We start from the raw sequence: 26061 nt of genomic DNA, 5'->3' as shown, positions 1-26061 counted from the left end.
AAAACAGGGTGGTGTCAGGCGACTGTTGAGTCATTGTGCTTTTCCTTGTAATCGGGGCCCGTGCGCGCTCAATTGCACGCGCCAACGCTTCCAGACGCCGTAATACAATCCGCCGGTCACAGCCGTCACCAGCAAGATCGCAGTCGCCGCCCATTCCGACCGGTGAATCAGTCCGCTGATCCATCCAGCGCCGAGATAGCTGAGTAAGAAGAAAATGCCGACGGCCAATGTCGCGCAGACCACGTCGCACACCAGGAACCGGCGGAAGTCCATCTTTAGGGCACCGATTGCCAGATACACCGGAGTACGCATCCCCAGCAGGAAACGCACCAGGAGGAACACCTTCAGGCCATGTTGCTGCAGGATGCGCTCGACATGCCCTGTTCGATCGCTGTCGACCAACCGCGCAAACCAGTGATATCGCCCCAGGTGTGTCTGACCGAGACCCCTGCCGATCCAATACAGCGCGCAATCGCCGACCAGCACCCCGGCCAGGCACGCCAAGATCGCCAACCCGGGTTCGAGCCGGCCGACCGAAGGTGAGCTCAACGCGCCCGCCGCGACGGTGACCACTTCTTCAGGGACGGGAATGCCGGTGGCCGTAAGCAGCGGCAACAGCAAGTACGAATGGTGCGACACGATGAACGTTTCCATCCGTCAACCCCGGGTCGGGCCAACGAACGACGCACGTTGCGGACCGCCGGTTGCGCCGGGTCGCTCGGCACGGCGACAGGCTGCGGTCCACCAGCTCTGGTGAATTGGACATTCAAAGTTGTTGGACATGGTCGCAAACCTGCCTCCGTTATGCGCATCGACAACCTTCGCCTGGGCCGGTTGCGGACCGTCCGGGCGGCTAACGGACGTGATCTAGAGACCAGGCGGACCAATGTCTATGGAAACAAATGCCGTATCGCACGTAAATTAGAGCTTCTGTCAACCATAGTTGTCAATACCGGGGTGACACAGCGCCGCGAGACGGGCGGTTTCACCGTCCGTTCCGCTGCGGTGAACCCGCCGGCATTGCTCCTGACGAGCAGACATCGGCCTGGTGCGCGCTGGTTGATACCAACTGGTCCCGGTTCGGGGTAGCGTCTTGGCGCAGTGGGGGAGCGCCCGTGAAGTCGGGCGTGGAAGCGAAAATGATGAATGCGGGGCTAAGCGGCGAATCGGCGGCTATTTGTCGTTACGCTGTGTGCAGATCGGGTAGAAACCCGGCAGGCGATTCTGGAGGACTGGTGCAGTGAGTTTTTGGGTGCTGCCGCCGGAGATCAACTCTTTACGAATGTTCATTGGCGCGGGTTCAGCGCCCATGTTGCAGGCAGCGACCGCATGGGCGGGACTCGCCGATGAATTAGGGGCCGCGGCCCAATCCTTTGCCTCGGTGACGTCGTCCTTGGCGAGTCAGGCTTGGCAGGGTCCGGCAGCGGCGGCAATGGCGGCCGCGGCAGCTCCGTACGCGGCCTGGCTGAGTGCGGCCGCAGCGCAGTCCGCCGGGGCCGCGGGGCAAGCCAGTGCCATGGCCAGCATGTTCGAGGCAGCCCAGGCGGCAACGGTGCTTCCGGGCGCCGTGGCTGCCAATCGCGACGCATTCGTGCAGTTGGTGATGTCGAATCTGTTCGGCCAGAACGCGCCGGCGATAGCGTTCGCGGAGAGTATTTACGAGGAGATGTGGGCTGCGGACGTATCTGCGATGTCGGGCTACTACTCCGGTGCCGCGGCGCTCGCCTCGCAGTTGGTGCCGTGGCAGAGCATCCTGAAGGGCCTCCCGGCTATGGGCAGCGCCGGTGCCGCGGGCACAAGCGCCGGCGGTGGAGCGGCTACGGCCAATGTCGGCGGCAACGGGGAGGGCGCAAACGTTGCCGGCGGCGGTGACGCCGGCGGAGCGAGCGGCGTTCCGGTCGGTGGGGAGACGAACAACGTCGTCAACGGCGCCCCCGGCGCCGGGTTATCGCAGTCAGACCCGATGTATGCCGACGTGGGTCAAGGGATTGCCGGCAGCGGCTATGTCGGCACTGCAAGTCTGCTGAGTGGCGGTGCTACCAGCGCAAACGGCGGCGTCGCGACCCCCGGGATGATGGGCGTTCCGATTCCGGTCCCGGTCACCGGCAGCAATCAGGCGGGGTCCGCCGGTATCGGCGTTGGTGCCGGAAGCGCCGGAAATGCCGCACCAACGCGGGCGCCGGAAGCCTCGGCCCCACCGGCGGCCGAGGTCGAAGCTGCGGCTCCCCAGCTGGGGGTGTTGCCGAACGCGGATCCGGAAATTGCGGCGAAAGCGGCCCCGGTACCAGTAGCGCGGGTGGCGCAATCGACCGGTTCGGGAATTCCGGAGTCGGCGCTACGGCCGTCTCGGACCGCCGATGGGTCGCACCGGTCAGCCGACAAGCAGGACCAGGCATCGGAGGCGGAGGACAAGGCGGTTTCGCTACGGCCGGAAGCCGAAAAGGGCAAGCTGCGACCTCGGGTCAAGCAAGAGTCGGGAATTCAAATGCGTGGTGGCTGAACGGACTTCGTTCTGCTACGGCGCCTTCACGAAACAGACCTCGCCCGCGGCGGTCGCTGTTGCGGCCAGAATGCCGAACTTGTTCCACCGCAAGCCGAACTGGAATCGGTCGATCTCGGTTTCGCCGGCTATGCGCACCGAGCCGTCGCTGAACTCGGTGACCGTGACCGGAACGGTTACCGGGTCTGTGATGCCTTTGATGGTGAGACTGGCCTGCAGTTCGGCGCGTTTGCCCTTGGTCGGGTGCAGCGCGGTCACCACAACCCGGATTTCTGGGAAGCGTTCGACGTCGAAGAAGTCGGCCGAGAGTAAGTGCTTGTCGCGCAGGCGGATACCGGTGCGCAGCGAGGCGACGTCGACCTCGAGATAACCGGAGACCGTGCCCTGGTCAGTCAGGTTGCCGTGGCCGGTGAACCTGGTGAATTCGCCCTTGACCGCGAGCAGGCCCCACATGTTCTTGATTTTGAAGGTGACCGCCGAGCGATCCGGAACAAGATTCCATGCCCCGGTGGCATCGGGATCGCTGAGTAGCGTTTCGAGCGTCGTCATCGTGCTGCCTCATTGTCTATCGGGCGTGGAGCCCACCCGGTGGTCGTCTGATCCTTTGTGGTGTACCCGCAAGCGAAGGCACCGCTCGCAAGTTTGTCGCCGCCGGCGATGCACTGCCGGGCCTCAGCCGAACAGGGGCGCAAGCTCGGCCGGGTCGAAGTACTCGTCGATCCGGTTTATCAAACCTTCGGTGTTCAGCTTGATCACGATGCAAACCCGCAGCGCGATCGACAGCCCGGTCTGGCCTGCCGCATGTAGCAGGTGCTGTTGGACGAATCCCTTTCCCGACCCGCCCTCGAAAATCTGGCGGTCCAGGACCTCATAGCGACGCTCCGTGGTCGTCGAGACGAACCAATCGATCACCCGCAGGGCGCGGGCCTTGTCGTCGTCGCGATGAGCACCCGCGCGCCATACAGCGATGTCGTCACTCCACATGCGGGCAACCGCAGCCCGGTCGCCGTTTTCGACGGCAGTGAACAACCGGTCGGCCACTTCGGCAATGGCCTCGGTGGTGGAAGTGGACATGAGCATGATTCCTATTCGTGGTCGTCCGCGTGTGCGTTGGCCAATCGATGCCGCACCAGCGGGAGCCGGGCGGGGATAGGCAGGTCCCCGTTGCCCGCTGCCCGCTGCGCGGTGCGCCGGCCCGGACCGAGGCATCGCTGCGGCTGCCCGGTGCCGGTTGTTCGTCATGGTCGGGTTCGACGATACGCACCGGCTCGGTGGGTGGCCCGGTGTGAAGTCGCCGGGTCGTAGGGTCCGCCTGATTCGCCGAGTCACGCTGCCGACCCGTCGGCAACGAGGGCGCTGCCGCGACGGCGGAACCCGGCGTTGCAGCCGTAACAGGGATGCGGTCGAGGACCTCCTAGAGCAATTCGCCCGAACCGCTGACAGCCTGGGTGGGCCGGTGTAACGGTTGCTCTGGTCCGTAATCGCGGGCCCGTCGGTCGGGGCAGGTCGGCTGCGGAAGGGCTAGTGTGATGAACTTTTCGGTGTTGCCGCCGGAGATCAACTCGTTGCGGATTTTCGCTGGCGCCGGTCCGCAACCGATGCTGGCCGCGGCTACGGCCTGGGACGGGCTGGCGGGCGAACTTGCCGGTGCGGCGTCGTCGTTTTCGTCGGTGACGTTGGGGTTGGTCGACGGCTCTTGGCGGGGGCCGGCGTCGGCGGCGATGGTGGCTGCAGCGGCGCCTTACGCCCGATGGTTGAGTGCCGCGGCGGGTCACGCTTGGGGGGCGGCAGCTCAGGCTCGTGCGGTGGTCAGTGCGTTTGACACGGCGCGCGCGGCCACAGTGCATCCATTGATGGTGGCGATCAACCGTAATCGGTTCGTGCAGTTGGTGGCGTCGAACGTGCTTGGCTTGAACGCGCCGGCGATTGCCTCAGCCGAGGCCCAATACGAGCAGATGTGGGCACAGGACGTGGCCGCGATGCTCAGTTATCACGCTGACGCGTCGGCCGCGGCGGCCGCGCTGTCGCCGTGGGGTGCTGGGCTGCAAGGCATTTCCGCCGCATCGGGCCAGTCGGGTGCGGCGGACATGCCGGCCTCCGGGGGAGGGCCGGTGGCGGCCGCCGTCTCGGCCGCGTCGAGTGCGGCCGCCGGCACCAATATCTCGCTGCCCAACCTCGGTTTCGGCAATACCGGCAATGGAAACTTTGGCTCCGGCAATGCCGGCGATTTGAATCTGGGTAGCGGCAACAGCGGGAACGTCAACCTGGGTAGCGGCAACACCGGCAACGTCAACCTGGGTAGCGGCAACACCGGCAACGTCAACCTTGGCAGCGGCAATGCCGGCAGCCTCAACTTCGGCAGCGGCAACGCCGGCAACAACAACCTGGGCAGCGGCAACAACGGGAACGCGAACTTCGGGCACGGGAACGTCGGCAGCAATAACCTGGGCAGTGGCAATATTGGTAGCGGCAACCTTGGCTTCGGCAATGCCGGCAGCAATAACTTCGGCAGTGGAAACAACGGCAGCGGGAATTTGGGCAGCGGAAATAGCGGTAATCTCAACCTCGGCCTCGGAAACACCGGTAACTTCAATATCGGCTTAGCTAATACGGGTAATAACAATATCGGCATCGGTCTCACCGGTGACAATCAAATTGGCTTCGGCGGCCTGAATTCCGGCTCAGGGAACGCGGGCTTGTTCAATTCGGGTAGCGGTAACACCGGTATCTTCAACTCTGGCAGCAACAACCTGGGCTGGTTGAACTCGGGGTTGGGCAACTGGGGCGGCTGGAACTCCGGGGTGGGTAGCACCGGATTTGGTAACTCGGGTGCGACGAGCACCGGCTTGTGGAATTCCGGATCGTACGACACCGGCTTCGCTAACGCTGGTACCGGCAATGCCGGCACTTTCAACGCGGGCAGCTACAACACCGGCTGGTTCAACGCGGGCTCAGGCGGGACGGGCGACTACAACTCGGGCGACGGCAACTTCGGAAGCTTCAATGCAGGCGACGTGAACACCGGCAGCTTCAACGCGGGCGCCGTCAATACCGGATTGTGCAATTCGGGCCATACCAATACCGGCGCCTTGAACTCCGGAACGCTGAATACCGGTTTCGGCAGTTCGATCATTCAGACGGTTGCCAACTCGGGATTTGGCAATACCGGCACCGGCAACTCTGGTTTCAACAACTTCGGTGATAACAACTCGGGCTACGGCAACGCGGGCGTCGCAGGCGGCCCCGGCCAGAACAATGCCGGTATCGGGAATCAGGGGACGCAGCATTCCGGAATTGGAAACACGGGGTCCAACAACGACTCAGGCTTCGGGAGCACAGGTTTTTATAATGTCGGGTTCTTCAACACTGGAGACAATAATTCCGGCTTCGGAAACATCAACGACGTTGTCAGCGGGTTAAATTCGGGCGTTGGTAATTTCGGTAACAGCAACTCCGGGGGCTTCAATATTGGTACCGGCTGGGCCGGCTTCTTTGGTAGCAACTTCTGAAGTTGGGTGGGCCAGCTCGGAGAGGAAAGAGTGCGATGAACTTTTCAGTTTTGCCCCCGGAGATCAATTCGGCGCAGATTTTTGCTGGTCCCGGCTCAGCGCCGATGCTGCAGGCGGCGGCGTCGTGGCAGCGGCTAGCCGACGAATTAACCTCGGCGGCAGCGTCATTCGAGTCGGTGACCTCGGCGTTGGTCGGCGACTCCTGGCAGGGGTGGGCGGCGGCGGCGATGGCGAGTGCCGCCGCCCCATACGCGAGCTGGCTGAACGCCGCCGCTGCCGGGGCCCAGGGTGCGTCCGTCCAGGCCGGTGCAGCGGCGACGGTGTTCGAGGACGCGCTAGCGGCGATTGTGCATCCGGCGGTGGTGGCGACAAACCGGACTCAGCTCGTCAGGCTCGCGATGTCGAATTTGTTTGGTCTGAATGCTCCGGCGATCGCGGCCACCGAAGCGCACTACGAACAGATGTGGGCCCAGGATGTGGCAGCCCTGTCGGGCTACCACGCCGGGGTTTCGACGGTGGCCGCTCAGCTGATGCCGTGGCAAGGAGTGCTGCAAACGCTTCAGGCGAATGCGAGCAGTTCGGTCGCGGCCGTCAACGTGGCCGCCCAGGCTGAATCTCTCAATGCTTTGGATGTCAGTGTGTCGTTCAGCGGCCTTCAACTTGTGCAGTTGGGCACAGCGCACGCGAACTCGACTTTCGGTGGGCTGGCGGTCGCGCTCGGCCCGAACAGTTCTGCCAGTGCTGCCGGGTTGCTCGACGGGGCCTGGGCCCTGGGCAGCGCCACTGGCGCCAGCAGCAGCGGCATTCTCAACACGGCGTTGGCCGTGGGCGACACCAGCAGCACACAGGCCGGTGGGTTGCTTACCCTGGCTTCGGCCTTCGGTAGTGGTAGCAGTGTGAGCACCGGTGGTTATGTGAATTTCGCGGGGCTTATCGGTAATGGCAGTCAGGTCGGTGTGGTTGATGGCTTTGGTAACCGGGCTTGGGTTTTCGGTAACGACAATGTAGCGCAGGTGGGTGGTTTGCTTACTGCTGCTTCGGCTTTCGGTAGTGGTAGCAGTGTGAGTACCGGTGGTTATGTGAATTTCGCGGGGCTTGTCGGTAATGGCAATCAGGTCGGTGTGGTTGATGGATTTGGTAACCGGGCTTGGGTTTTCGGTAATGACAATGTAGGCGATGTCGTCGGCGTGGTCACAGGGGCCCTTACGCTCGGTAGCGGCAATAGCACCGGCGCCGGTGGCACTGTGAATTTCGTCGGGATTCTGGGTAACAACAATCAGGCCGGTGCGGTTGACGGCATAGGCAACGGCGCTTGGGTTTTCGGGGACAACAACGCAGCCCACGCCGGCGGCGGGTACTTCAACGCGGCAACAGTGCTCGGCAATTACAACAGCCCGGTCGGGGTCGGCGCCAACGGCACGGGCTCCGTAGCCCGAACGAACATCGCCAACTTTGCCACCGTCGTCGGGAACCACAACAGCACAGTTACCGTGGGTGCCAATGGAAATGACGCAGTCGCGAACACCAACATCGGCACCTTCGCCACTGTGCTCGGTAGCAACAACGGCATGGTTACCGCCGGTGCCAACGGAAGTGGTGCAGTCGCGAACGTCAACGTCGGAACCATTGCCACCGTGTTGGGAAATAACAACAGCGGTGTTCAAGCCAGCGTCGCCGGCCAGACCAATATCGCCACCGTCGCTACCGTGCTCGGCGACAACAACGGTGGGGTGTTGGCCGGTGCTGATGGCAACCTCAACATCGCCACGATGGCCAATGCTATCGGCGCCGACAACAACGTGGTGGCAGCCGACGCCGTCGGCAATACCAACATCGCCACGTTCAGCAACGTCATCGGCAACGCCAACAGCGGCGTCGCAGCCAGCACCGATGGCGATACCAACATCGCCACCTTCGCGACCGTCGTCGGCAACGGTAACCATGGGGCTGGTGCCGATGCCGTTGGCCGCCTGAACATCGCCACCTTCGGCACTGCAGTCGGCGGCGGGAACGAGGTCGGCGCGAGCGCCAACGGCGACACCAACATCGCTACCTTCGCCAGCGCGGTCGGCAACGGCAACCATGACGTTGCCGCCGACACCGCAGGCCATCTCAATATCGCCACCTTGAGCACTGCCATGTTCAACGGCAATCATGAGGTGGCCGCCAGCGCGAGCGGTGATACCAATATCGCCACCTTTGCCACCGTCGCGGGCAACGCCAATAGCGACACCACCGCAGAAGCCTTCGGCCACAACAACATTGCTACCTTCGCCACCACGACGGGCCTGATAAGCCTCGGAAACGACGGCGTCAAGGCAAAGGCTGCTGGCGACCTCAACATCGCGACCTTTGCCACCGACATCAACATTATCGGCAACGGCAACCAAAACCTGGAAGCCAGTGCCAGTGGTACCGGTAATATCGCTACGTTTGCAACGGCTTTCGGTAACGCCAATGACGGGGTCACCGCCAGCACCGACGGACAGGGCAACATCGCGACCTTTGCCACCGTCTTTGGCAATGCCAACACAGCAGTGGCGTCCAGCGCCACCGGCACCGGCAATATCGCGACTTATGCCACCAACGCCAGCTTCGTCGGCAACGCCAACAACGCGATCCAAGCGAGCGCAGACGGCACCGGCAACATCGCCACGTTCGCCACCAACGCCAGCTTCGTCGGCAACGCCAACAACGGCGTCCAAGCCAATGCCAGCGGCGGAGGTAACATCGCCACCTTCGCCACCGTCGTCGGCAGCGGCAACCAACAGGTGGAAGCCGGCGCCACTGGGAACAACAACATCGCCACTCTCGCGGGGGTTTTCGGCAACGGCAACGATGGGGTGCAAGCCACGGCGAGTGGCGATGCCAATATCGCCACGATGGCCAACTCCCTCACTATCTTTGGCAATGGTGACAATTCGGTCGCAGCGAACGCCAACGGCCGGGGCAATATCGCGACCGTCGGCACCGCCGCCACGCTCTTTGGTACCGCCAGCAACGGCGTCGAAGCCAGCGCCAACGGCGGGGGCAATATCGCCACATTTGCCAGCGCCTTCGGCGACAGCAATGGGGTGACCGCTAAAGCCATGGGAGACAACAACATCGTCACTTTCGCTACCGCAATCGGTAATGACAACGGTGCGGTCCTGGCCAGCGCCAGCGACCGGGGCAATATCGCCACCTTCGCGACCGTGGTCGGCGACGACAACGCGCTCACCGCCGAGGCTGTCGGTGATGGCAACATATCGACTCTTGCGACAGTCGTCGGCGACCACAACAGCGGCGTCCTGGCGAGTGCGAACGGCACGGTCAATTACGCCACGGCCGCCACCGCAGTCGGCAATGACAACACCGCAGTCGAGGCCAAGACCGACGGCACAGGCAACATCGCCACTTTCGGTACCGCGGTTGGCAACAGTAACGCGCTGACAGCCGAGGCCAATGGCGCGGCCAATATCGCGACTCTTGCGACCGTGGTCGGCGACCACAACAGCGGAGTTCTGGCCAGCTCCAACGACACTGCCAATTATGCCACGCTCGCCACTGTCGTCGGCAACGCCAACACCGGCGCCGCCGCCACCTCCAATGGCGACATCAATATCGCCACGCTAGCCACGGTCGTCGGTGATAACAATGCGGTGGCAGCTGACGCTGTCGGCAGCACGAATATCGCTACCCTGGGCACCGCCGTGGGTGATGCCAACAGCGGAGTCGCAGCCAACGCCGACGGCAGACTGAATATCGCAACCGCTGCCACCGCGGTTTTTGACGGCAATCAGGCGATTACGGCTTCTGCCACCGGTGATACCAACGTTGCTACCGCAGCCACTGTTGTCGGCAACACCAATAGTGGGATTACGGCAGCCGCCGACGGGGCGACCAACGTCGCGACGGCGGCCACGGTAGTGGGCGATAACAACACCGGTGCGATCCTGGCGGAGGCGACCGGGGATACCAATGTGGCGACGGCGGCGACGGTGGTGGGCGATCGCAATGCTGGGGTGTTGGCCAGCGCGCAGGGGGTGCGCAATATTGCGTCGGCGGCCACGGTGGTGGGCAATGACAATGTGGTTGATGCGGCCAGCGCGGTCGCAGTGGGGGAGACCAATGTGGCGACGGCGGCCACGGGGGTCGGTGATGCCAACAGTGGGGTGGCGGCGACTGCGGATGGCAGTGTGAATGTGGCGACGGCGGCCACGGTGGTCGGGGATGGCAATAGTGGGGTGACCGCCGATGCCGAGGGGAATGTCAATGTGGTGACGGCGGCGACCGCGGTTTTTGGTGGTAGTCAAGCGATTTCGGCAACTGCTGTCGGTGGCACCAACATTGCGACGGCGGCGACGGTGGTGGGCAACGCCAACAATGGGGTGGCCGCCAGTGCGGATGGCAGCGTCAACATCGCGACCGCGGCCACGGTGGTGGGCGCGAACAATGGTGGGGTTGCTGCCAGCGCTGTCGGCGAGAACGACTTCGTCACCGCTGCTACCGTCGTGGGCTCGGGTAACGACGGGGTCGCAGTCGACGCCGTAGCCGGCAACTTCGCTAACGCCGCTGTGGTCGTCGGCGGCAACAACAGCGACGTTCACGCGCAAAGAGGCCACTTCAACGCGGCGGTCGTCGTAGGCAATGACAGCACTGCCTTCGCGGGCGGTGAAGCAGGCGACGAAGGCAATCTCGACCTCGCGATCGTCGTCGCCAACAACGCCCAGGCTCGAGCATTCAACGGCAACAACGACCTCGCAATCGCCAGGGCAGACGGCGCATCGGCGATCGCAGGTCCCGGCGACAACATCGTGGACATCCAGCCGCCGTTATTTGCATTGTTACTGGGAGCCTTGCGCGGATTGTTCTCCTAGCCATCTCAACCTGCCCACGCCGGGTAGGGGGCACGCCGGCCACGCCCACCAGCCGGGTGCAGCGCGGCGGCCGCACCGCGACATCAACGGCCCGTTGGGCAGGATGTAGTCCCGTCGGCCGTCGAGGTGACCGGGCCGGTCATGTCAGTCAGTCGAGTCGCCCGAGTCCTCCCCGTTGTGCGATAAATGCTGGCGCGCAAGGGTTTTTCGCTGAGGTGTCGCTCGAAGGTGGGCAAACCGGGTACCTGCTCGGTCACGGACCAATGAGAAAGACGTGATTGCCGTGATCCAGCGCTCCGGTGACAGCCGAATCCGCAGCGTCAAACCGCCTATTCGCTGTCGTATCCGGGATGAGAGACCGCAAGGCGATGCCGCACCAGGATGCGCAGACAGGCAACGACGTCGTCGTCGCGGCCGTCCAGCTCACCGGCTCTGATCGAAGCGGCGAGGTCGGCCTCGTCAGCGAAGCCGAGGCCGACCAGCGCCTCTCGGATGTCAACGTCGCTGGGAATCAACAATTCTCGCTCAACGATGCGCAGGGCGTTGGCCGCCACCCGCGCATGGAAGTTGACCTGTCCGCCTGTCGCCGACCGTACGTCGCCTTCGAGGAATTCGGCGACGGCGGCGACGAGTTCAGCCGCGGTCGGACGGCCGTAGAGCCCGGTCATCGTCCACGTCCCTCGAGCAGTTCGAGCAGATCCCATTCGTTCTCGCAGACCCGGCGCCCAATGGTCGCCAACTCGACCGACCGGGACTGACCACTCAAGTGCCGCTCCGCCTGGTACCGACAGATGACACCCCAACGCAGTGTGGCCAGTACCAACCACCAACGAAATGTCACCGGGTCGACGGCTGCCCCGCCGGCCTCCTGGTATGCGCGTAAGAGGTCGTCGATGCCGCCCAATCCGCCGGCGCCTAGGTTGGCCGGAGCTCCGAACCGCCAGGCCCGCACGCAAAACCAGGCCAAGTCCTCATACGCCTCCCCGACATGCACCAGTTCCCAATCCAGAACGGCCGCTAGGTCGGACCCGTCGACCATGAGGTTGCCCATCCGGAAGTCGCCGTGCACCAGAACCGCTGCCGAGGGCGGTGGCCGATGCGCCGCAAGCCAGCGGAAGGCCCATTCGAAGGTGGCGGTGGTGTCGCCCATGACGTCGAGCCGATCCCGCCATTGCGCAAGTGCATCCTCGCGGACAAGCCCGGGGTCGTTCGAGTCGGCCCGGTGAATCGCGGCCAACGCGTGTGCGCACTGGCCCAACAACCGTTGCCGCCCGGTCGCGTCGAGCTGGCGCTGGATACGCCGGACGATCGTTTCCCCTTTGACCTCTTCGCAGATCAGGAACGGATTGCCCAGTGCCGCAGGCGAATCGTTGGCGATCAGAATACGCGGCACCGGCGCGCCCGCGGCTGCCGCGGCGGCCTGGACGCGGGCTTCGAGTTCCATACCGGCGTGCACATCGTCGGGCGGGCCGATGCGCAGAATCAGCGGTCGACGCTCGGCGTCCACGATGGCGTCGAACGCCCACGTGGTCCTGCTGGCGCCGCCGGTGAGCACTCGCAGGTTGTCGACCGCCACTTCGGCGCCCAGCAACGGACCCAGCAGCGCGGCCAAGCCCTCCAGCAGAGTCACTTCTTGCCGAACTTGAACAGCCGCTGCGCAACCCGGCGGATCTGAATCTCCTCCGCGCCCTCGGTGATCCGATAGCGGCGGTGGTGGCGGTAAATGTGCTCGAAGGGCTCGTGACGGCTATATCCCACTCCGCCGAACACTTGCATGGCACGATCCGCGGCCTCACACACCAACCGGTTGGCGCGGTAGTTGGCCATCGAGACCTTGTCCGAAACTTCCATGTGGTGATTGCGATCCAGATGCCAGGCGGCGTAATACACCAGCAGCCGCACCATCTGGGCCTCGGTCTGCAGCTCGACCAGCGGCCATTGGACGGCCTGGTTCACCGATAGCGGCTTACCGAATACCCTGCGTTCGTTCGCGTAGTCGACGGCCCGGTCAATGCAGTACTGGGCGGCGCCCAGACTGCTGGCCGCCTGACGAATACGGTTCTCGTGCAAAAAAGTCTGGCCCACCTCAAGGCCGCGGTCGACCTCGCCGAGCACCGCGTCATCGGGCACCCGGACGCCGTCCAAGACCACCTCGCCGTGGTCGGTGGGCATGTTGAGGGTCCACCAGTAGTACGGAACGGTGAAGCCGGGAGCGTCGGTGGGGACAAGAAACGCGGTGATGCCGTGGGCCTGGCCGGGGTCGCCCGAGGTTCGGGCGAACACCAGGTCGTGGGTGGCGCGGTGCACGCCGGTGTTGAATCGCTTGGCGCCGTTGATCACCCAGCCGTTGCCGGCGCGCTCGGCACGGGTCTCGAGCCAGGTGGCATCCGACCCGTGATCGGGCTCGGTCAGGCCGAACGCCATCGACCGCTCGCCGGTGATGAGCGCCTCGGTCCACTCCTTCTGCTGCGCTTCGGTGCCGAACCGGTCCATCATGATGACTTGCGGGAAGTTGCCGACGATGGAGGATTCGTTTTGCAAGTCGTTGTGCAGCCCAAGCCCTTTGTGCGCCAAGTGTTCGCGGATGACTGCCATATCGACGTTGGTTCCGTCGCGGCCACCGAACCGCGACGGCAGGCCGTAGCGTAGCCAGCCCGCCCGGTCGGCGCGGCTGCGCATCTCGGTGAGCAGGTCCTCCCATTCTCGCCGGGGGATGCCGTCGTTGTCCCAATCGGTGCGGGCATGCTCACGGCGATGGTCGAAGTACTGGATGTGATCGCGTTCCAGCGGTTTGATCTGGGATTCGATGAACTCGTCGATCTCGGCGAGCAGACCGGGAAGATGTTCTGGCAAAATGAAATCCACGACCAATCTCCTTAAGCGCCGTACAGGGTTTTCTTCCAGATCGTTGACAAGGTTTTGATCGCATCCTCGTCGCTGATGTCCAGACGCAGATTCTCCGGGCCCGAGCGGCCCACGAACACGGTGGTGAAGTTCTCGAACAACAGGGCGATCGCGGCCGCCGTGTGCTCCGGATGGAGCTCGGTGCCGTAGCCCTGCTCTTGAGCGCGGCGGACCGAGGCGGCCACGATGTTCATTCCGAAACGCCGGAATTCGTTCTGCACGGCGGCGAAACGCCGCTGGGTGGCTGCCAGTTGAGCAACAGCGATCATGATGCCGATGTTCTGTTTGAAGATGTTCCAGTAACCGGTGACCACCGAGGTGAAGAACGTGTCGTCCTCGGGGGTATCCGGCAACTGCACGCTCAGCCCGGACGGCGCGACGACGTCGTGCAGAAACGATTCCGCGAGGGCGGCCAGCAAATCCTCTTTGTCGGAGAAGTACCGGTAGAACACCGCGGGCGACTTGCCCGCGGCCGCTGTGATATCGGCCAGGGTCACCCCGTGAAATCCGCGCTCGGCAAACAGCTTTCGCGCGGACTGTTCGATGGCCTGCCGAGTCTGGCGGCCCTTGGAGGTGAGTGTGCCGGCGGGCATCAGTTCCGGATCCGGTCGCCGGCGCGTAGCAGCGCGCCCGGCAATTCATGGCCGACAACCGATTTCGCAACCTCAGCCGCCGCGATGGCGGCCGGCAAGTCGACGTCGACATCGAAGCCGCTGTCGGCCAGCAGATACACCAGATCCTCGGTGGCGATATTGCCGGTGGCGCCCGGTGCAAACGGACAGCCACCCAGTCCGCCGACCGAGGCGTCCAGCCGGGTAACACCCGCGCACACCGCCGCATAGGCACTGGCCAGCCCCGCGCCCCGGGTGTTGTGGAAGTGACCACCCAGCGGAATGTCACCGATCACCGGACGTAGTTGTGCGATCAGCGAACTTACTCGACCCGGCGTAGCGGTGCCGATGGTGTCGGCGATCGAGAACCGGTCCACACCCAGATCGCGGGCGACGGCAGCGATGTCGAGGACCCGCTGCGGCGGGGTGGGCCCGTCGAACGGACAATCCCATGCGGTGGCGACGATGACCTCGACGGTCACCTCGCTGCTCCGGGCGATGGCAAGGATTTCGCCGATGTGGACGGTCGCCTCGGCGCTGCTGCGACCGACGTTGGCCTTGCTGAACGAGTCGCTGGCCGCCACCACGTATTCGATCGCGCGCAGGCCGGCCGCGATCGCCCGCTTGGCGCCGTTGGGACTGGCCACCAGTGCGGAGAACTCGATGTCGGGGTAGTTGGGTAATTCGGCCGCGAGTTCGGCGGCATCAGCCATCGCCGGAACCTTGGACGGTGACACAAACGCCGTCGCCTCCACCTCACGCACACCCGTGGCGGCCACCGAGGCCAGCAACTCCAGCTTGGCCGACAACGGGATTGGCCTCTCGATCTGCAGTCCGTCGCGCAGCGAGACCTCACGAATGGTTATCCGGGAATTCATAACACTCCTTCGGCACGCAACTCGTCGAGGTCCTGAGCGCTGTTGCCCAGTAGTCCGATATAGACGTCGTCGTTGTGCTGACCGGGGTGGGCGGGACCTGCGGTGCGCACGGTGCCCGGTGATTCGGAGAGCACCGGCACGATCCCCGGTCCCAGGACGGGCCGCTCGATTCGTTCGTCATAATGCTCGACCAGCATGCCGCGTGCCCGCAGCTGTGGATCGTCGACCACCTCCGCGACGGTATTGATCGGTCCGGCGATCACTCCTGCGGCGGACAGTGTTTCGATGATCTCGCCGGGCTGACGTTCGGCGGCCCAGGAGCCGATGATCGTATCGAGCTCGTCCTGGTTGCGGCCGCGTGCCCCGTGCGTGGCAAACCGGTCATCGGTGACCAGTTCCGAACGCCCCATTGCTGTGCACAGGCGGGCGAACACGGTGTCCTGGTTCGCGGCGATCACCACCCAGGAGCCGTCGGCGCTGCGGTAGATGTTGGACGGCGCAATGCCTTCCAGCCTGGTTCCGGACGGCCCGCGGACCACCCCGCCGACGTCGTAATCCGGAATCGTGGATTCCTGGACCGCCAAACAGGATTCGGTGAGGGCGACATCGACCACCTGGCCCTTGCCGGTGACGCCGCGGCGATACAGCGCGGCCAACGCGCCCTGGGCGCCGAACATGCCGGCCAGGGTGTCGCCCAGCGACAGCGCGAGCCGGGGCGGCGGTCCGCCGGGGAAGCCGTTGAGATGGCGCAGCCCGCTGGCCGCCTCGGCCACCGAGGCGTAACCCGCTTTGTGTGCGTCGGGCCCGGTTTGTCCATAACCCGACACCCGGACCAGGATGATGCCGGGGTTGCGGGCGCTGAGCACGTCGTATCCCAGATGCCACTTCTCCAGCGTGCCGGGGCGGAAGTTCTCCACGACGATGTCGGATTTCTCGACCAGGTGGAGAAAGAGCTCCCGGCCGCGCGGGCGTCGCAGGTCGAGGGTGATGGCGCGTTTGTTGCGGGCGTGCACGGTCCAGAAGACGCGGTGCCCGTTGAGTTCGGCCTGGCCCCAGGTGCGTAACGGATCCGGGGCGCCCGGCGGCTCCACCTTGATGACGTCGGCGCCCATGTCGCCGAGCAGCCGGCCGGCGAAGGGGCCGGCGATCAAGGTGCCGAGCTCGAGTACCCGGATGCCGTCCAGCGGTCCGGTTGGGGTCGACTCGCAGTGTGCCGCACTCCCGGCCGGCTCGGTCATGCGGTGCTCGCGAAGTCGTGGCGGATCAGCCAGTCGGTCACGATGTCGACGGCCTGTGCCAGTTTGTCGCGTTGCTCGGGACCCGCGTAATAGTGTGTAGCGCCGGGGATTTCGTACATCTCCTTGTCGGGGTACCCGATCGCTTCGAAGAGCCGCCGGGTATGGCTGGGCGTGCAGGCATCGTCTGCAAGGTTACCGATCACCAGCGCGGGAACGGTGAGATCATGCGCGCATGCCACGCCGTCGCCGCGGGCATCGTCGTAACTCCACTGCGACAGCCAGCTGCGTAACGAGCAGAACCGGGCCAACCCGACCGGGCTCATGTTCACCACCTGCGGATCACCCAGATAGCAGGTGCCCGGCGTTCGTTCGTTGGGATCGACGGTCGGATCCAGCCACCTCGGGTCGGCCATGGTGCCGTGAACGACGAAGCACACCTCATCATGAGGACGGCCCCGGGCCGCCAGTTCGGCCAGCGTGTCCTTGACCCACGCAGTGATACGACGGTTGCGATCGATCTGAGCCTGCCGGTATCGCGCCAGGAATTCCTGGCTGTAGGGCGGCTGGTTGGGGTTATCCGGGTGGTACAGGTCCAGTTCGGGATCGCGCTTGGTGGGGTCGGTTTCGTCGAGGATCGACGCGTCGAGCCATTCGGTGAGCGTGCCATGGCGGCTGATGTGCGCGGCCAGCAGCATGATGCCGTCGGCGGCGGCAAGCCCGAGCCGGGTCAGGTCAGGCCCGTCGCCGGACGGGCTGGACGTGACGGTCGGGTGCTGAGCCTGCTGCTGGTAGAACATCGACAGCGAACCGCCGCCGCTCCACCCAGCCAGCACTACCTTGGTGTAGCCCAGCCGCGTTTTTGCGTCCTTGATGCACTCGCCCAGGTCCTCGACCACCTTCTCCATCAGCAGCGCCGAGTCGGTGCCGCGGAACCGGCTGTTGCAGTAGATGACATGGTGGCCGGCTCGGGCCAGCGCGTTGATCATCGGCAGATAGGCGCCGCCGCCGATGGGGTGCATGAACACCAGCACGGTATCCGACGGCTTATCCGTGGGCCGCAACAGGTAGCTCTCCAACACGGTGATCTCGGCGAGCCCGCCATAGATGTCGCGGACACCGGAATTGTTCTGGAAGGCAACGAGGTAGGGGACTCTGTCGTATTCGTGACGGGTCGTCATCGTCATGGTCAGTGCTGTCCGAGGTCGTGAGCCAGCACCGCGTCTGAGGGGGCGAGTCGCCGGCGGGTATCGATGGCGATCACCTGCCAGTCGACCGTCGAATATTCGTCGAACTTGCGGCGCGCCCGGTCCCGTGCCTTTTCGGGTGCGCCGTGGTGAACCCCTTGGGGCGCATGGGAGATCAGCCCCGGTGGCATCGGAATGCCGTAGAGCGAACCGCCGTGGAAGAAGGCGATCTCGTCGTAGTCGACATTACGGTGATACCAGGGTGTGCGCTCGGTGCCGGGGACGCCCTCGGCGGGTTTGGGCAGAAAGTTCATCACGTAGACCCCGGTGGCCTGCATGAACAGGTGCACTGTCGGCGGCAGGTGGACGCTGTCAGAGGTGATCACGTTGTAGTCGGCGATGTTGAAGGTGAACGGAAAGTTGTCGCCGCGCCAGCCTTCGACGTCGATCGGATTGTGTTGGTAGTACAGGCTTGTCGGGCCGCCCCGGTGGATCAGCCGTACCTCGTACTCGTCACGGGCGTCGTCGTCGATCGGTACCGGCTCCGGGATGGTGACCTGCGACGGGTCGAACGGGAAGTGCCGGCCCAGCGCGCCGGGCGGTGGCACCCGAAACTCGTCGGTGGCCTCGACCATCAGCAGGGTTGTTTCGCTGTCCGGTAGCTGGCGCCAGGTGCAGGCCTTGGGGATATAGACCCAGTCCCCCTCCCGGTAACGCAACGGGCCGAACTCGGTTTCGGCCATGCCGCTGCCCCGGTGGACGAAGCACAGCAAGTCGCCGTCGACGTGGCGACTGTAGAACGGCATGGGCTGCTGGCGGCGGCTCAGCAGAATCCGGCAGTCGGCGTTGTGGAACATCGGTAGCGGTCCGCCGTCGGCATCGGTGGCGTCATCGGGGTTGAGCTCGTGAGCCAGCACGTCCACCGGCCGCAGTGGGCCGACCGCCCGGTACCCGGTGGGGTCGTGGCGGCGGTAGATGTTGGCGGTTCGCCCGGTGAAGCCGCCGCGGCCCAGCTCGTCGTCCTTGAGCCCGTCGAGATCGGCATGCAGGCGCCGCGGTGTCCGGCCCTTACGCAGGTGGACGAAGGATTCCATACGTCGGCTCCCGGGGGTCGGGCAAGTCAGGTGAAGTTCAACATAAAACTGAAAGTGATATTACTTTTCTTTTCGGCGGATGCAAGGGCCTGGCACCGAACAGTCCGCGGGCCGGCTCCGCGCCGGGGCGGGCCACCATCTCGACCGGCCGAATAATCGGCCGGCGCCATGACCCGACGCCTGTTGTCCAACACCGTTGACCCGAGCTGGCTTCAACTCCGATTGATGTCAACCAAGGTTGGCTAAAACGGCAACTCGCGATGACAACATCGGCTACGGTACCCGAAGTTGTCCACGGGTGTTGACGTTCTGACGGTCAGGTGGGTGTGATGGAATTCTCGATGTTGGCGCCGGAGGTGAACTCTGCCCGGATTCTCTGTGGCCCCGCACCGGGGCCCCCTGCTGGCCGCGGCGACGGCGTGGGCGGCGCTGAGCGAGGATCTGGCCACTAGCGCAACCGCAGTGTCGTCGGTTATTTCGGCGGTAGCGGGGTCGGCGTGGCACCCTCGATCGACGGCATCATCGAGGGTCTGCAGACCGGGAACACCAACCTCACCAACGCCGTCACGAGCGCGACCTCGTCGGCTTACGCGACTCTGCTTCCGACCGCAGACACCTTGAGCGCCATCCTCATTTCTCTCCGTCCTATGACGTCAATCTCTTCCTCGACGGAATTGGGAAAGCGCTCCACGGCGACCCTGCGGGAATCATTAACGCGGTGGGCTATCCGATTGTCGCCGACACCGGACTGCTCACGTTCCTGAGCTTCTTCCACGCGTATGCCTATTACGGCGCGGCCAAATCGATAGCCGGCGATTTCGCGTCGCTCGTCTGAGCGTGCTCGCTAATCGCGGACACGCAACACCACTTTGCCTTTGGCAGTGCGATTTTCCAGCGACGCCACCGCGGCACCGGCCTGCTCCAGCGGGTAGACCTCCGGCTCGGGAGGAGGCAGTTCGCCAGAACTGAGCAGCCGTTCGAGTGCGGCCCACTGCTCGGACAGCGCGCCGGGATGCTTTCCGGCCCAGGCGCCCCAGCCGACACCGACCACGTCAATGTTGTTGAGCAGCAGCCGGTTTACCTTGACAGTCGGTATCTCACCACCGGTGAAGCCGATGACCAGCAGGCGACCCGCCGGGGCCAGCGAGCGTAGCGAATCGGTGAACCGGTCGCCGCCTACCGGGTCGACCACCACGTCCACGCCGCGACCGTCCGTCAGCGCCTTGACCGCGTCTTTGAACCCTTCGGCCAGCACCACGTCGGTGGCCCCGGCGGCCGTCGCGACCGCGGCTTTCTCCTCGGTGCTGACCACCGCGATGGTGCGCGACGCTCCGAGCACCGGTGCCAGCCGCAGCGCCGACGTGCCGATGCCGCCGGCCGCGCCGTGCACCAGTACCGTTTCGCCGCGCTGCAACCGGCCACGGACACTGAGGGCGAAGTACACCGTCAGGTCGTTGAACAACAAGCCGGCTCCCGCCTCGAAGCTCACGTTGTCGGGCAGCTTGAACACCCGGTCGGGGGCGAGCACCGCGACCTCGGCCATGCCGCCAGTGAGCATCGTCAGGCCGACGACCCGGTCGTCGGCCCGCACCTGGGCATCCTCGGGCGCGGTGCGCACCACCCCGGCGATTTCGGCCCCGAGCACGAACGGCGGCTCGGGCCGGTACTGGTAGAGGCCGCGGGTGAGCAGCGCGTCGGGAAACGCCACGCCGGCGGCGTATACATCGACCACCACACCGTCGCCGGCGGGTTCGTCGACCTCGCCCACCTCGACCGAGTCCGGACCGTCTAGCCGAGTCACCCGTGCCGCGCGCATGCCACCTCCTTGGTGAAGCCCCGTCAGTCCCCGGCCCCAATCTAGAACCCGCCGGCTACCCGCACCACAGCGCGCCCCGTGAACGCGCCGGCCCGGACTTGGTCGACCACCTCGACGACATTCTTGACGTCGACCTCGGTGGTGATGTCGGCCAGATGGCGTGGCCGTAGCGAATCGCCAAGGCGTGCCCAAAGGTTGCGGCGCGGACCGATCGCCATCTGCACGGATTCCATTCCCAGCAGGGCGATGCCGCGCAGGATGAACGGCATCACGGTGGTATGCAGGGCTGGCCCGCCGGTGAGGCCGCTGGCCGCGACCGCCCCGCCGTAGTCGACTGCGCTCAACACGTCGGCCAGTGTCGCGCCGCCCACGCAGTCCACCGCGGCCGCCCAGCGCGCGGTGGCCAATGGCCGCGGTTTGGCGTCCGGGTCGGCGGGCAGCCGGCCGATAACCTCGCTGGCGCCAAGCATTTTCAGCAGTTCGGCGGCCTGGGGTTTGCCGGTCGAGGCCACCACTCGATAGCCTGCGGCGGCCAGCAGGTCGACGCTGACCGTCCCGACGCCACCGGAGGCGCCGGTGACAACGACGGACCCGGCGTCTGGTGCGATACCCCAATCGATCAGCGCCTGCACGCTCATCGCCGCGGTGAAGCCGGCGGTGCCGATCGCCGCGCCGTCGTGCGGACTCAACGCACCCAGGGGTACCACCTGATCGGCTGGCAGCCGGGCATATTCGGCGTAGCCGCCATGGTGACCCGTCCCGATCTGATAGCCGTGGGCCAGCACCATGTCGCCGGCGGCGAACTCGGGCGACTGCGAGTCCACGACTTCGCCGGTCAGATCGATACCCGGCACGACGGGGTACTTGCGCACCACACCGCCGCCCGGCGTCAGCGCGAGCGCGTCTTTGAAGTTGACGCTGGAGTACAGCACCCGGATGGTCACTTCGCCGGGCGGCAGATCGGCCGTTGTCAGCGTCTCCACCGTCGTGCTGATCCGATCCTGGTCCTGGCGGGCCACCAGTGCTTGAAACGTGTCCATAACGTTCGACGCTAACCGCAGCGGCTGGATTGGTTTCCACCCGGTCGCTTTTCGGGTGACCGCGTCGCCGGCTCAGTCGTCGGGAATGCCCGTCCCGCACAGCTCGGGAACGGCGTGTTCGCGGTGCAGCATCGATTGTGCGCCGATCTTGAACCGCTCGAAGATATCGACGATCGTCTGCCCCTCCGGGGTATGGCCCCAGATGCTGATGCCCTGATGAGTGGTTGGCTCCCAGGTCGATTCGTCGACGACGATCGGATTCCAGCCCAGTTCCCACTCGAACCCCGACGGGGTTACCGCGTAGAACGACAACTCCTTGTCGTTGGTGTGCTGGCCAACCGAAAGGGCCATGTCGAACCCCAGCTGCTGCACCCGTTGATAGGCCAACGTCATGTCGTTGAGCTCAGCGACCTGCACGTTGCAATGCTGAATCCTGGTGCGAATCGGGTTGATCGGCAAGTGCTTCGTCGACGCGATCGCCACCGTGTGGTGGCGTTCGTTGACCCGCAGGAACCGGATCTTGAATTTCACGCCGCTGATCGTCTCATCGATGTAGTCGCTGAGCCGCGCGTCGAACACCGTGTCGTAGTACCCGCGCATCTGCTGTGGCTTCTTGGTGGTGATGGCCACATGGCCCATGCCGTCCGCCCCGGTGACGAAACCGCCACCGGCCGCCAAGGTCAGCGGTTGGGAGCCGTTGCGGGCGTTGACGTACATCTCCTGGGTCAGGCGGTTGGGCCCGGGGAACCGGACGAAGCGCTCGACGCCGCGCTGCGCGGCGTCATCCGCGGAGCCGACCGTGACAGGAACGCCGTGACTCTTGATCCGGGCCTCGATGGTGTCGAACGTGGCGTGGTCGTCGAGCTGCCACCCCAGGGCGGTGGCATCCTCGGCGGGGCCCCGCTGCAACAGAAAGCGGCATTCGTTGTCGTCGAGCCGGAACCGCATGACACCGGGCACCGTCTCGTCGAGGTGCATGCCGATGGCATCGCGGCCGAAACGTCGCCAGTCGGCGAACTTCTCGGTCTCGATCACGATGTAGCCGAGGTGGACCCGGCCAAAGACCGAGGTGGAAGTGTCAGTCATGAGACTGCCAATTTCGAGTCGGAGGAAAGGAATTCGGTGACAAGCTGGTTGAACAGGTCCGCGCGCTCCCACTGCATCCAATGGCCGGTATGGGATGTCACGACCAGCTCGGCATTAGGCATGACGTTGACCAACAGCGGTCCGCCGGAGGGACGGTTGACCTTGTCGTCACGGCCCCACAGCACCAGGGTGGGGTTGGACAGCTGCTTGAGCCGTTTGTCCCGGATAAGATCCATACGCCACGCGGTGCGCAGCGCCGCCGGTGCCGAAGGCCGCTGCAGCGGCGGGTTGGCCACCACCTCGGGATCGACGGACGCTCGGTAGCGCGAGTCGATCAGATCGTCCGGCACCGCGGCGCCGTCGTAGACCAGATAGCTACGGATGAACGTGGCCAGCTTCTCGCGGCTGGGTCCGGTACCGCCGTAGTAGGAAAGCAGGTACTTCAAGCCTTCGGCAGGTAGCGCGCGGGTAGTCCCGATACCGCCCGGACCCATCAACACCAGCTTGCCGGCGCGATGTGGCGTGTCCAGCGCCAGCCGCAGAGCTGTGGCGCCGCCATAGGAGTTGCCGATCAGATGTGCGGCCTGGACGCCCAATTCGTCGAGTAGGCCGCGGATCATGTCGGCCAGATACCCGAACGGATCGTTGTGGTCGGCGCTCTTGGCCGAGCGGCCGTAGCCCGGCATATCGGGAACGATGACGCGATAGGACTGTGCCAGGGCGTCGATATTGCGCGAGTAGTTCGAGACTCCCGACGCTCCGGGTCCGCCGCCGTGCAACATGACCACCGGGAAGCCGCGACCCTTTTCCGCGAAGAAGATGGTCTTGCCAGCGACGACGGCAGTGTTTTCGGTCAGCTCCGCGACGGTCATGCTGCTGCTCCACTTCTGATCGGCTCGACCGGGGCGGGCGCGCTGCACTGCGTCAGTCCGGCCGGGGGTGGGGGTAGTGGCTTCCCGGGTACGCTTGCGGCATAGACGAATCCGTCCGGGCGCACCACCACGGCGGCCGCTGCCTTGTCCTTCAGCCAGGCGAGCAGGTTGCCGCCGCTATCGCGGATCGCGTCCTTGTGGCTTGCCGAGTTCGGTCCGTCGATCCGGAAGGCCGGCAGCCCGAGTTCCGTCCAGGCGCCGGCGCCGGCGGGCAGGGTGTCGGTGTACAGGATCGCCCACTGGTTCCCCAGCGCGTCGTCAAGGCGGACCGTCGCACCCTTGGTGTCGATGACCCAGGGCTGGGGCAGCTGCCACCCGACGGCCGGTTGCCTGGCCGCCAGGAACCCGTCGGCGTACCGCGCGTCGGGTATCCAGAAGTACTTCTGCAGCACATCCACCGACCGGGGCAGCCCGCGGGTCAGCCTGCGAAGCAGATGATCGCGGACGAAGGTGACGGGCCGGTGCCGTTCGGTGATGAGCCGGCCCATCATGACCGCGCGCCGAGTCACCTCTTTGACGTGGGGCATCCGCTCGCTCTGGTAGGAGTCCAGCAGCGTGTCGGGGGCTTGTCCGCGCAGCACCGCGGCGATCTTCCAGCACAGATTGTTCACATCGCGAACGCCGGCCGACATACCTTGGCCCAGCCACGGCGGCATGGCGTGCGCGGCATCACCGGCCAAGAAGATTCGGCCCGCCCGCCACCGGTCGGCGAAGCGGACGTGGTGGCTGTACACCACGGCGCGCAGGATCTCGACATTCTCCCGTGTGATGCCTTGAGCGCCAAGGACTTTCCAGATCTCCTCGTGACTGGACAGCTGCTTCTCGTCCTCGTCCGCGCGGATCGGGAACTCCCAGCGGTGATGCATCAGCGGGGTCGGGCAGTCGACGGTAGGACGCTTCGGCGTGCAGTGAAACCGCAAGCGGTCGTGGGCATCCCAGGTCTTGCGTACCTTGGTGTCGATGACGATCCAGCGCTCCCCGTAGGTGCGCCCCTGGTAGCCGATGCCCAGTTTCCGCCGGGTCGGCGACGAGCCGCCGTCGGCGGCGATCACGAAGGACGCTCGCAGCCGTTTGAAGGTGTCGCTGGCCAGGTCGGCCAGCATCAGCTCGACCTCGTCACCTCTGTTGAGGACGCGCAGGCATTCATGCTCGACGAGCACCTCGACGTTGGGAAAGCGGGCAACACCTTCGCGCAGCACCTGATCGACGGCGGGTTGATAGATGAACTGCTGCGGTGGATGCCCGGAGCCCTTCGAGCCGATGACCCACTCGATGAACGGCACACAGTTGGCGTCGACAAAGGCGATCGGCCGGCCGGGCAGCATGTCCTCCTGCAGCCGGTCGGCCAGCCCGATCGACTGCCACACCCGCATTACCTCTTCGTCGATAGAGATGGCGCGGGCACGCAGGTAGATATCCGGATCGCGTTCGATCACAACGACTTTGAGTCCAAGTCGACCCAGGATATTGGCCGCGGTCGCGCCGGTCGGCCCGTAGCCGACGATCGCGACGTCGTAACTCGAAGTGTCACTCACTGCCGTCTCACATTCTGTTGCGGCCCCGGGGGCGGTCGGGGACTTGTTCTGTAGTGATCGCTACGGTAGTGTAATGATCACTACAGAGTCAATAGGCGGGAGTCCGATGACCAAGAATCCGAAAAGCGAACCCAAGCGCCGCCAGCGGCGCGCCGACGGCGAGATGTCACGAAACCGCATCCTGGACGCGGCCAACGAGATCGCCGCCGAACGTGGTTACGAAGGCACCAGCATCGGCGCGGTGAGCGCCAAGTGCGGGCTTCCGGCCAGCTCGATCTACTGGCATTTCAAGGACAAAGACGATCTGATCGCCGCCGTCATCGAACGCAGTTTCGGCAACTGGCTCAAGGTCTGGCAGTTGCCCGGGGATCTGGTTGCGCGCGACCGGCTGCTGGAGGTCGCGGCCGGAACCGCCAAGGCGGTGCTGAATTCACCGGACTTTCTGCGGCTGGGGTTGATGCTGGCGCTGGAGCGCCGCCCGATCGAACCGCGGGCGCGGGCGATGTTCATTCAGGTCAGGGACCAGGCCTTCGATGCCATGAGCCGCAGTCTTCGCGACCTGGCCCCGAGCTTGACCGACGAGCAGGTGCACCAGCTGGCGACGTATGGCATCGCCGGCGCCGACGGCCTGTTCATCGCCAAGGAAATCGGCGGCGACAGTGTCGATCTCACCGCGATGTTCGAGATCCACGGAAAGGCGCTCTATGACACCGCGCTGCGCATGATCGAGGAGAACGACGACCGATGACGCTGCTGCCCGGCATGATCGACGAAGCCGCCGCCCTGCTCGCCGCGGCGGACGCCGGCGTTGCGCCGATCGGCCCGTTGACATTGCGGTATCCCGGCATGGACGAACTGTTTCACCGCGGTCACGC

General features: G+C 65.0%; 22 protein-coding genes. 5 read left to right on the top strand and 17 right to left on the bottom strand.

All coding sequences use genetic code 11. The annotated features are described in order from the left end of the window. Positions 1-30: 30 nt before the first annotated feature. Positions 31-654, bottom strand: coding sequence for a DedA family protein (locus BST40_RS05690; RefSeq protein ID WP_075548863.1), 624 nt, complete (start codon positions 652-654; stop codon positions 31-33). Positions 655-1240: 586 nt separating this feature from the next. Here BST40_RS05690 and BST40_RS05685 point away from each other — a divergent pair. Continuing rightward, positions 1241-2500, top strand: a complete 1260-nt coding sequence (locus tag BST40_RS05685; RefSeq protein ID WP_075548862.1) for a PPE family protein — start codon at positions 1241-1243, stop codon at positions 2498-2500. 15 nt (positions 2501-2515) lie between these two features. Here the strand turns inward: BST40_RS05685 and BST40_RS05680 are convergent, their stop codons facing one another. Both BST40_RS05680 and BST40_RS05675 read right to left on the bottom strand, forming a co-directional pair. Then, on the bottom strand, positions 2516-3049 hold the full coding sequence (locus BST40_RS05680) for a YceI family protein (protein WP_075548861.1): 534 nt from the start codon (positions 3047-3049) through the stop codon (positions 2516-2518). A 123-nt stretch (positions 3050-3172) separates the two neighbouring features. Continuing rightward, entirely contained in the window at positions 3173-3574 is a 402-nt protein-coding gene (locus BST40_RS05675) for a nuclear transport factor 2 family protein (RefSeq protein WP_075548919.1), read from the bottom strand. 455 nt (positions 3575-4029) lie between these two features. Between BST40_RS05675 and BST40_RS05670 the strand changes: the two genes are divergently transcribed. Next, positions 4030-6009 carry a PPE family protein gene (locus BST40_RS05670; protein WP_083153743.1) on the top strand — a complete coding sequence of 660 codons (1980 nt, stop codon included), beginning with the start codon at positions 4030-4032 and terminating at the stop codon, positions 6007-6009. Between the two features lie 35 nt (positions 6010-6044). Continuing rightward, complete coding sequence (locus tag BST40_RS33140; protein ID WP_083153741.1) at positions 6045-10868, top strand: PPE domain-containing protein; 4824 nt, start codon at positions 6045-6047, stop codon at positions 10866-10868. 329 nt (positions 10869-11197) lie between these two features. Here BST40_RS33140 and BST40_RS05660 read toward each other — a convergent pair whose 3' ends face one another. The 8 genes from BST40_RS05660 to BST40_RS05625 are packed head-to-tail and all read right to left on the bottom strand — an operon-like array spanning position 11198 to position 18777. Continuing rightward, on the bottom strand, positions 11198-11536 hold the full coding sequence (locus tag BST40_RS05660) for a DUF6285 domain-containing protein (RefSeq protein WP_083153739.1): 339 nt from the start codon (positions 11534-11536) through the stop codon (positions 11198-11200). Then, complete coding sequence (locus BST40_RS05655; protein ID WP_083153737.1) at positions 11533-12498, bottom strand: phosphotransferase family protein; 966 nt, start codon at positions 12496-12498, stop codon at positions 11533-11535. Before BST40_RS05655 ends, BST40_RS05660 begins: the two co-directional genes overlap by 4 nt. After that, positions 12495-13733: an acyl-CoA dehydrogenase family protein gene (locus BST40_RS05650; protein ID WP_083153735.1), complete on the bottom strand. Its 1239-nt coding sequence runs from the start codon at positions 13731-13733 to the stop codon at positions 12495-12497. Before BST40_RS05650 ends, BST40_RS05655 begins: the two co-directional genes overlap by 4 nt. 11 nt (positions 13734-13744) lie before the next feature. Then, entirely contained in the window at positions 13745-14365 is a 621-nt protein-coding gene (locus BST40_RS05645) for a TetR/AcrR family transcriptional regulator (protein WP_075548855.1), read from the bottom strand. After that, positions 14365-15261 (bottom strand): hydroxymethylglutaryl-CoA lyase, encoded by an 897-nt coding sequence (locus BST40_RS05640; RefSeq protein WP_075548854.1) that lies wholly within the window; start codon positions 15259-15261, stop codon positions 14365-14367. Before BST40_RS05640 ends, BST40_RS05645 begins: the two co-directional genes overlap by 1 nt. Then, on the bottom strand, positions 15258-16499 hold the full coding sequence (locus BST40_RS05635; protein ID WP_083153733.1) for a CaiB/BaiF CoA transferase family protein: 1242 nt from the start codon (positions 16497-16499) through the stop codon (positions 15258-15260). Before BST40_RS05635 ends, BST40_RS05640 begins: the two co-directional genes overlap by 4 nt. Continuing rightward, complete coding sequence (locus BST40_RS05630; protein ID WP_075548918.1) at positions 16496-17677, bottom strand: alpha/beta hydrolase; 1182 nt, start codon at positions 17675-17677, stop codon at positions 16496-16498. Before BST40_RS05630 ends, BST40_RS05635 begins: the two co-directional genes overlap by 4 nt. Positions 17678-17685: 8 nt before the next feature. Then, a complete protein-coding gene (locus BST40_RS05625; RefSeq protein ID WP_083153731.1) occupies positions 17686-18777 on the bottom strand; it encodes a homogentisate 1,2-dioxygenase in 1092 nt (363 codons plus the stop codon). A gap of 378 nt (positions 18778-19155) precedes the next feature. Between BST40_RS05625 and BST40_RS33135 the strand changes: the two genes are divergently transcribed. Continuing rightward, entirely contained in the window at positions 19156-19398 is a 243-nt protein-coding gene (locus BST40_RS33135) for a PPE domain-containing protein (RefSeq protein ID WP_158006378.1), read from the top strand. Between the two features lie 223 nt (positions 19399-19621). Here BST40_RS33135 and BST40_RS05615 read toward each other — a convergent pair whose 3' ends face one another. From BST40_RS05615 to BST40_RS05595, 5 genes are all read right to left on the bottom strand, one after another. After that, entirely contained in the window at positions 19622-20593 is a 972-nt protein-coding gene (locus tag BST40_RS05615) for an NADPH:quinone oxidoreductase family protein (RefSeq protein WP_083153729.1), read from the bottom strand. Between the two features lie 41 nt (positions 20594-20634). Beyond that, a complete protein-coding gene (locus tag BST40_RS05610; protein ID WP_083153727.1) occupies positions 20635-21633 on the bottom strand; it encodes an acrylyl-CoA reductase family protein in 999 nt (332 codons plus the stop codon). A 72-nt stretch (positions 21634-21705) separates the two neighbouring features. Then, entirely contained in the window at positions 21706-22719 is a 1014-nt protein-coding gene (locus BST40_RS05605; protein WP_083153725.1) for a VOC family protein, read from the bottom strand. Beyond that, positions 22716-23591, bottom strand: coding sequence for an alpha/beta fold hydrolase (locus BST40_RS05600; RefSeq protein ID WP_075548849.1), 876 nt, complete (start codon positions 23589-23591; stop codon positions 22716-22718). Before BST40_RS05600 ends, BST40_RS05605 begins: the two co-directional genes overlap by 4 nt. Further along, positions 23588-25186 carry a bifunctional 3-(3-hydroxy-phenyl)propionate/3-hydroxycinnamic acid hydroxylase gene (locus BST40_RS05595; protein ID WP_083153723.1) on the bottom strand — a complete coding sequence of 533 codons (1599 nt, stop codon included), beginning with the start codon at positions 25184-25186 and terminating at the stop codon, positions 23588-23590. Before BST40_RS05595 ends, BST40_RS05600 begins: the two co-directional genes overlap by 4 nt. Positions 25187-25292: 106 nt before the next feature. Between BST40_RS05595 and BST40_RS05590 the strand changes: the two genes are divergently transcribed. Then, entirely contained in the window at positions 25293-25934 is a 642-nt protein-coding gene (locus BST40_RS05590; protein WP_083153721.1) for a TetR/AcrR family transcriptional regulator, read from the top strand. On the opposite strand, the gene BST40_RS29990 is transcribed toward BST40_RS05590, so the two are convergent. Beyond that, positions 25889-26059 carry a hypothetical protein gene (locus BST40_RS29990; protein WP_158083992.1) on the bottom strand — a complete coding sequence of 57 codons (171 nt, stop codon included), beginning with the start codon at positions 26057-26059 and terminating at the stop codon, positions 25889-25891. The two genes, BST40_RS05590 and BST40_RS29990, sit on opposite strands and share 46 nt — an antisense overlap. Between the last annotated feature and the right edge of the window lie 2 nt (positions 26060-26061).

It is taken from the genome of Mycobacterium persicum, from assembly GCF_002086675.1.
Classification (GTDB): Bacteria; Actinomycetota; Actinomycetes; order Mycobacteriales; family Mycobacteriaceae; genus Mycobacterium; species Mycobacterium persicum.
This window is presented reverse-complemented; position numbering and strand designations above follow the sequence as displayed.

Coding starts and splice junctions, on each gene's coding strand:
- BST40_RS05635 (WP_083153733.1), bottom strand. CDS start 16,499: ATGACCGAGCCGGCCGGGAGTGCGGCACACTGCGAGTCGACCCCAACC.
- BST40_RS05690 (WP_075548863.1), bottom strand. CDS start 654: ATGGAAACGTTCATCGTGTCGCACCATTCGTACTTGCTGTTGCCGCTG.
- BST40_RS05625 (WP_083153731.1), bottom strand. CDS start 18,777: ATGGAATCCTTCGTCCACCTGCGTAAGGGCCGGACACCGCGGCGCCTG.
- BST40_RS05610 (WP_083153727.1), bottom strand. CDS start 21,633: ATGGACACGTTTCAAGCACTGGTGGCCCGCCAGGACCAGGATCGGATC.
- BST40_RS05640 (WP_075548854.1), bottom strand. CDS start 15,261: ATGAATTCCCGGATAACCATTCGTGAGGTCTCGCTGCGCGACGGACTG.
- BST40_RS05630 (WP_075548918.1), bottom strand. CDS start 17,677: ATGACGACCCGTCACGAATACGACAGAGTCCCCTACCTCGTTGCCTTC.
- BST40_RS33140 (WP_083153741.1), top strand. CDS start 6,045: ATGAACTTTTCAGTTTTGCCCCCGGAGATCAATTCGGCGCAGATTTTT.
- BST40_RS05675 (WP_075548919.1), bottom strand. CDS start 3,574: ATGTCCACTTCCACCACCGAGGCCATTGCCGAAGTGGCCGACCGGTTG.
- BST40_RS05605 (WP_083153725.1), bottom strand. CDS start 22,719: ATGACTGACACTTCCACCTCGGTCTTTGGCCGGGTCCACCTCGGCTAC.
- BST40_RS05670 (WP_083153743.1), top strand. CDS start 4,030: ATGAACTTTTCGGTGTTGCCGCCGGAGATCAACTCGTTGCGGATTTTC.
- BST40_RS05615 (WP_083153729.1), bottom strand. CDS start 20,593: ATGCGCGCGGCACGGGTGACTCGGCTAGACGGTCCGGACTCGGTCGAG.
- BST40_RS05660 (WP_083153739.1), bottom strand. CDS start 11,536: ATGACCGGGCTCTACGGCCGTCCGACCGCGGCTGAACTCGTCGCCGCC.
- BST40_RS05590 (WP_083153721.1), top strand. CDS start 25,293: ATGACCAAGAATCCGAAAAGCGAACCCAAGCGCCGCCAGCGGCGCGCC.
- BST40_RS05600 (WP_075548849.1), bottom strand. CDS start 23,591: ATGACCGTCGCGGAGCTGACCGAAAACACTGCCGTCGTCGCTGGCAAG.
- BST40_RS05645 (WP_075548855.1), bottom strand. CDS start 14,365: ATGCCCGCCGGCACACTCACCTCCAAGGGCCGCCAGACTCGGCAGGCC.
- BST40_RS05680 (WP_075548861.1), bottom strand. CDS start 3,049: ATGACGACGCTCGAAACGCTACTCAGCGATCCCGATGCCACCGGGGCA.